Source organism: Brevibacillus sp. HB1.1, assembly GCF_013332445.1.
Lineage (GTDB): Bacteria > Bacillota > Bacilli > Brevibacillales > Brevibacillaceae > Brevibacillus > Brevibacillus porteri.
On record NZ_JABMIV010000013.1, the window covers coordinates 130,647 to 136,939 of the forward strand.

General features: G+C 47.7%; 6 protein-coding genes. 3 read left to right on the forward strand and 3 right to left on the reverse strand.

The genetic code is table 11. The features are described from left to right. Window positions 1-16: 16 nt before the first annotated feature. Both HPY27_RS26205 and glnA read right to left on the reverse strand, forming a co-directional pair. On the reverse strand, window positions 17-658 hold the full coding sequence (locus HPY27_RS26205; RefSeq protein ID WP_371736753.1) for a L,D-transpeptidase family protein: 642 nt from the start codon (window positions 656-658) through the stop codon (window positions 17-19). A 187-nt stretch (window positions 659-845) separates the two neighbouring features. Continuing rightward, entirely contained in the window at window positions 846-2,264 is a 1,419-nt protein-coding gene (gene glnA, locus HPY27_RS26210; RefSeq protein WP_173623065.1) for a type I glutamate--ammonia ligase, read from the reverse strand. Between the two features lie 226 nt (window positions 2,265-2,490). Here glnA and HPY27_RS26215 point away from each other — a divergent pair, with 226 nt between their 5' ends. The 3 genes from HPY27_RS26215 to HPY27_RS26225 all read left to right on the forward strand — a co-directional run bounded on the left by HPY27_RS26215 (window position 2,491) and on the right by HPY27_RS26225 (window position 5,703). Further along, the gene (locus HPY27_RS26215) at window positions 2,491-3,420 is read left to right on the forward strand and encodes a ketopantoate reductase family protein (protein WP_174226345.1); all 930 of its coding nucleotides are present in this window, start codon (window positions 2,491-2,493) and stop codon (window positions 3,418-3,420) included. Window positions 3,421-3,479: 59 nt separating this feature from the next. After that, window positions 3,480-4,415: a 4-hydroxy-3-methylbut-2-enyl diphosphate reductase gene (locus tag HPY27_RS26220; RefSeq protein WP_017251499.1), complete on the forward strand. Its 936-nt coding sequence runs from the start codon at window positions 3,480-3,482 to the stop codon at window positions 4,413-4,415. Between the two features lie 67 nt (window positions 4,416-4,482). Then, window positions 4,483-5,703 carry an MFS transporter gene (locus tag HPY27_RS26225; protein WP_174226346.1) on the forward strand — a complete coding sequence of 407 codons (1,221 nt, stop codon included), beginning with the start codon at window positions 4,483-4,485 and terminating at the stop codon, window positions 5,701-5,703. Here the strand turns inward: HPY27_RS26225 and HPY27_RS26230 are convergent. Further along, on the reverse strand, window positions 5,693-6,082 hold the full coding sequence (locus tag HPY27_RS26230; protein WP_026043321.1) for a cupredoxin domain-containing protein: 390 nt from the start codon (window positions 6,080-6,082) through the stop codon (window positions 5,693-5,695). The genes HPY27_RS26225 and HPY27_RS26230 overlap by 11 nt on opposite strands. Window positions 6,083-6,293: the final 211 nt, after the last annotated feature.

Genomic DNA, 6,293 nt, shown 5'->3' on the forward strand with positions numbered 1-6,293 from the left:
CGAACCGTGCCAGGATTTATTCCACTAATCCCAACTCTTCATAAACCTTGCTTGATACAACGCCGTTTGGCTTTAATTTTCGATCCCGTTGAAATTTCTTTAGAGCTGTAGTTGTCGAGGATCGAAACTTGCCATCGCATACCCCGTGATAATAACCAGCGCTCTTTAATCGAGATTGGATGAGCTGTACATCTCCACCAACGTCGCCTTCCGCTAAATTTCTAGGATCATGGCTTGGGTCCCCCAATATATGCCCATAAATCGTGACTTTTGTTCCGAGTGGAGTCATCTTGAATAATTCGATTACGTCTTTGTTTCTCATACGAATACAACCGTGGCTCAAATGCTGGCCGATTGAATGAGGCTTGTTTGTGCCGTGGATGCCATATATTCCCCATGGGACGTTTAACCCCAGCCATCTCGGACCAAAAGAGGGTCCCCAATCTTTTCCTTTTGCTATGATTTTATATTCTCCAACAGGTGTAGGTGTAGAGGGATTGCCAACTGCAACCACATAGGTTTTCAATACTTTCCCATGCTTTCGGATGATCAGCTGATGTTTTCTCGGATAGACCTCAATTGAATATATACCTTGATCGCTTATGATTGGTAACGAGTGATCGGCGTAAGCCATTTTCTGACCGATAGCGGCTGACATGCTTATGGTCAGAAGAAGAATGGCAGACCCTTGTATGAGAGAGCGAGTTATCTTTTGAATCAACATAATCAATGCGCATCCCATCATCTGTTTTTCGCAATACGCTTTTAATTTGTGATGGGGAGTGGCCTTTTATTCGAATGCATAAGAAAGCCCTCCTCATCAGAGAAGGGCTTTTTCCTGTAACTTATAGGTCGTAATACAGCTCATACTCTTTCGGATTCACAGTCCGTTCCACTTGCTCAATCTCACCGCGTTTTTGTGCAATCCAACCTTCAATTACTTCTTTTGTAAAGACATCCCCTTCGAGCAAGAAGTCATGGTCTTGTTCAAGTGCGACAAGTGCTTCTGCGAGAGAGCCGGGAGCGCTCTTGATTTCGTGTTTTTCTGCATCGGACAAGTCGTAGATGTTTTTATCCAATGGTCCAAAGCCCAGTTCACGCGGGTCGAGCTTGCGCTTGATACCATCGAGGCCAGCCATCAGCATGGCAGCAAAAGCCAAGTACGGGTTAGCCGTAGAGTCCGGGGTGCGGAACTCAATACGGGACGCTTTTGGCGTAACGGCAGCAATCGGAATCCGAACGGCAGCAGAGCGATTTCCTTTGGAGAAGACCAAATTCACGGGTGCTTCGTAGCCGGGAACCAGACGCTTGAACGAGTTGGTGCTTGGGTTCGTCAAAGCGATCAGTGCGGGGGCGTGGTGCAAAATGCCACCAATGTAGTGCAGCGCAGTCTCACTTAGGTTTGCGTAACCGCCTTGCTCATAGAACAACGGGGTATCGCCGTTAAACAAGCTTTGATGAACGTGCATCCCTGATCCGTTGTCTCCAACGATTGGTTTTGGCATGAAGGTAGCAGTTTTGCCGTGTTTGGCTGCTACGTTGCGCACGATATATTTGAACAGCAATAAATTGTCTGCTGTACGAGTCAGTGTATCGAAGCGGAAATTAATCTCACCTTGACCGGCTGTTGCCACCTCATGGTGATGGCGCTCTACATACATGCCGCATTTCGTCATCAACGTGCACATTTCATTGCGGATATCCATTTGGGAGTCGGTTGGTTGAACAGGGAAGTATCCGCCCTTGTTGCGTACTTTGTAGCCGAGGTTTTGTCCTTCTTTACCTGTGTTCCAGAAAGCTTCTTCAGAATCGATGTGGAAGAAGGAGCCGGATGGACCAGAGGCATAGCGTACGTTGTCAAAGAGGAAGAACTCGGATTCTGGACCAAAGTAAGCAGCGGTAGCGAGGCCGGATTGTTGCAGATAGGCTTCGGCCTTGAGGGCAATGCCGCGAGGATCGCGTGTGTAGACGGTGTTGTCTGGATTGACGATGTTGCAGATGATATTCATGGTTTTGGCTTCTACGAATGGATCGATGAAGGCGGTTGCCGGATCGGGCATCGCTACCATGTCGCTTTCTTCAATGGACTTGTAGCCGATTAGACTGGAGCCGTCAAATGCGACGCCATTACGGAAAGTTCCTTCATCTACCGCGTAGGCAGGAACGGTGACATGGTGTTGGCGGCCGAGCAGGTCAACAATGCGAAAATCTACATATTCCACTTTTTCTGTGTCAATTGTGGACAAGACTGTTTTCATATCCAACATGATTCACTCCATTCACGAATTAAAGTTATGAATTCATTATCAACGTTCGGTTTTTACTTGATTTCTATATTCCGAATTATATCGACAATTCTTATTGTTCGTCAAGAGGTTTTCTTACGTTGAATGTCAGAATTTCTAACATTATATTGTGGGGTTTAGAAAATGGTTACTTTTTAATAAAATGTAGACAAACCATGACTTATAAACGCGGAGGCGATTTTAGATGAAGGTTCTCGTACTGGGAGCGGGGGGCATTGGCGGTTATTTTGGTGGCAGGCTGGTTGAGTCGGGGGTAGATGTAACGTTTCTTGTGCGCGAACGTAGATACAAACAGCTGCAGGAGCGAGGCTTGCGCATTCAGAGCATTCATGGGGATTTGCTTTTGGAACAGCCACAACTGATTCAAGCAGGTGAGGAAGCAGGACCTTTTGATGTTGTGCTATTGTCCAACAAAGCTTACACGTTGGAAGATAGCATCGATGCCATCGCTCCGTACATAGGCGAGGACACGGTCGTCATTCCGCTATTGAATGGAATTGCGCACATGGAACTGTTGTGGGATCGTTTTGGCCGGGAGCGTGTGCTCGGGGGTCTTTGTTTCATTGAGACGACGCTGAATGCTGACGGAGATGTCGTGCAGACAAGTCCAATTCATGATACGGTTTTCGGGGAGTGGGAGGGCGGCAAAAGCGAGCGTGTCGAGCGGATCGAGCAAACCTTTTCCAAGATCAACGGGACGATGCGTGCCAGCGCAAATATTCAACGGGAAGCCTGGCACAAATACTTGTTTATTGCGACGTTTTCCGGTATTACCACGCTGATGAATTCCGCTGTCGGTCCAATCCGGGAATCGGCTTGGGGCGTAGAGTTGACTCGTCAACTCGCTGAGGAAATCGTTTCTGTCATGAACGCCTTGGAGGCACCGATCAAGCCAGATATCGTCGACAAGCAGATGGAGACTTTCCAGAATCAGCGTCCTCAAACGAAATCTTCGATGCTGCGTGATATGGAAAAAGGTCTTCCGGTGGAAGCGGATCATCTTCAAGGCTATCTCTTGGAGCGAGCGGAACAAAAAGGCTTGTCCACGCCGCTCTTAAAAGTTGTCTACAATAATCTGAAGGTTTACGAACAGAAGCGTGCAGGAGACAAATAAGGTATAATACGGGGTGAATGTCTTTCGCTCACGCATTATAAAAAGTAGGAGGGGTAAAGATGGAAGTCATCAAGATTTCCCCCCGTGGATATTGTTACGGTGTAGTGGATGCCATGGTCTTGGCACTGCGAACAGCGCAAAACTTTGACTTGCCCCGCCCGATTCACATTTTGGGCATGATCGTACACAATGCTCACGTCGTCGAGGCGTTTGAAAAACAAGGGATAAAAACATTGGATGGAGAGGATCGACTGGCTCTTTTGGATCAGGTCCATGAAGGAACGGTAATCTTCACTGCCCATGGCGTGTCTCCTGAGGTACGCAAGAAAGCGCGCGATAAAGGCTTGACCGTCGTAGACGCGACTTGCCCGGATGTAACGAAGACACATGATTTGATCCGTGAAAAAGTAGCAGAAGGCTACCATGTGCTCTACATCGGCAAAAAAGGACATCCAGAGCCAGAGGGTGCGATGGGAATCGCGCCGGATCACGTACATCTAGTTCAAAAGCTGGAAGAGCTGGACGCGCTCGATCTGCCGACAGACAAGCTGATCGTAACGAACCAGACGACCATGAGCCAATGGGATGTCAAACATCTGATGGACGCCATTCTTCAGCGTTTTCCAGGTGTGGAAGTGCATAATGAAATTTGTCTCGCAACACAGGTTCGTCAGGAAGCTGTAGCGGAGCAAGTTGGAGAGGCAGATTTGTGCCTCGTCGTAGGCGATCCGCGTAGCAACAACTCCAATCGTTTAGCACAGGTCTCAGAAGAAATCGCGAATGTTCCCTCGTATCGTATCGCTGATTTGTCTGAACTGGACATTGAATGGCTGCGTGGAAAGAGAAATGTGGCGGTTACTTCTGGTGCTTCGACGCCGACTCCATTGACGAAGGAAGTCATCTCCTTCCTGGAGCAGTTCGATGAATTCAATCCGGCTACATGGGAGAAAAAACGCACCGTCAACATGGCGAAAATATTGCCAACGGTAAAATAAATAATAGAGGCATGCTCTGCGTTATGTTTTCTTACACGGTTAATGAACCTCAAAATAGGAGAGTTATATGCCAGAATCACTTTCCGGTATAGGGCTGGGGGGCGCAAAAGGCAGATACGTAAGTCTTTGCGCCCTTTATCTTTTTATTTACTACGGGTTTGGCGCTTTTGCTCCGCTCATTACGCAATACTACGAATCCATCCATCTAACTGGGACCCAAATCGGTCTCATCAGTGCAGTCGCGCCGATTGTTTCCATTGTGGCACAGCCGATGTGGGGTATGATCTGTGATCGCTATCAAATTCGCAAAACTGTGCTGATTCTGACATTGATCATCACCGGCTTGGTGGGACTTCTCTTTACGGGTGCTTCCACCTTTGTTTACGTATTTTTGCTCTACATACTGCTGTCGTTTTTTCAAAGTGCCGTTGTTCCTATCTCAGATAGCTTGGCTCTTGGTTATGCAAAGGGACATGGCATGCAGTTCGGCGACATTCGCTTGTGGGGAGCCATCGGCTTTGCACTAGCGGCATTCATCACAGGTATTCTCGTCGAGCAGTGGGGGCCACATGCTCTTTTTTACTCGTTTTGCTTGGCGTTTCTGATTGCCATTCTGTTTCTTCGGAAGGTTCCGGAAGAAGTGACAGAGGCTTCGCGGTTTCGCGTCAGTATGCTTGCAGGGATCAGAGATTTGGCGCGAATTCCGCGATTTGCGTTGTTTTTGATCTCATCGTTCTGCATGATGGGCTCTGTAAACGCCAATAATATTTGGTTTTCCCTGTTTTATCAGGATATCGGAGGGACCATTGCCGGAATCGGTCTTGCCTTCTTGTTGTTTGCAGGCAGTGAGGCTCCTTTTATGAAACTGGCGGGTTATATTGTCCGCAGGTGGGGGCTGGAGTTGACACTCTTGCTATCTGCGATTTTTTGCGCGATGCGCTGGTTCTGGTATAGCTCAGCTCCGAGTACCACTGCCGTGATTGCCATGTTCTTTGTGCAAGGGATTTCAGTAGGTTTTTATTTGGCGACAGCAGCCCAATTTGTGCGCGAAAATACGCCCGCATCCCTTCAGGTGACGGCGTTAGCCATCTTCTTTTCAGTAGGAGGCGGGCTTGGTGCGATGTTTTGCAATTTGGTAGCAGGGTGGATCAAAGATTCGTTTTCGGTGCTAGCCATTTATTTGTTTTTTGGAATGATCACCGCGATCGGGATTATTCCTCTACTCATGATAAAATTCGGACGGTGGAAGCAAATCTCACCAGACGAAGAAGTGCAGGCTAGTCAATGACGAGCATGCCTTGGAAGCCTGTTTCCGGATAGCCAGGTGCGTCTGATACGAAATGATACCGACCGCGTTTGACGGCTGAAAACTGTAAAAGAGTCGATTGGGTCGGCTTTAGCTCTGTGGATGTAAGGTTCAGATCACGAATGGATAGATTGTGAGGGCGCGTATCGGTGTTGACGATCATCAACGAGACTCGCTCTCCTTCGTGTGCGGTCAATTGATTAGGCAAAAAGCCAGCGCTAGAAATCGTAACGGTATGTGTCCGTGTCGCGACAGCGTACGAAGCGGGCAGGCGATGGTAATGATGCGTCCAAAGTAGCGTTAATGTCACAGCCAGAGCGATGATTGGATAACGAAGCAGCCGATACCAGTGACGAGACATTGTGCTTTCAACTCCTTTGAGGACCATAGCATGGGGAAGTTACTATTATCCTGTCCCCGGAGTGAAGGGGATAAACACTTTTTCCCTATTCGATTGATGTACTTTCCCTGTCATGCAAAATAAAAAAGACTGTTGATGATTGATTCAACAGCTTTTTTTATTTTGTATTTTTTGTAACCTTTTGCTATTTCTTACGATTAATTAACGTTGA

Coding starts and splice junctions, on each gene's coding strand:
- HPY27_RS26205 (WP_371736753.1), bottom strand. CDS start 658: ATGTCAGCCGCTATCGGTCAGAAAATGGCTTACGCCGATCACTCGTTA.
- HPY27_RS26215 (WP_174226345.1), top strand. CDS start 2,491: ATGAAGGTTCTCGTACTGGGAGCGGGGGGCATTGGCGGTTATTTTGGT.
- HPY27_RS26220 (WP_017251499.1), top strand. CDS start 3,480: ATGGAAGTCATCAAGATTTCCCCCCGTGGATATTGTTACGGTGTAGTG.
- HPY27_RS26225 (WP_174226346.1), top strand. CDS start 4,483: ATGCCAGAATCACTTTCCGGTATAGGGCTGGGGGGCGCAAAAGGCAGA.
- HPY27_RS26230 (WP_026043321.1), bottom strand. CDS start 6,082: ATGTCTCGTCACTGGTATCGGCTGCTTCGTTATCCAATCATCGCTCTG.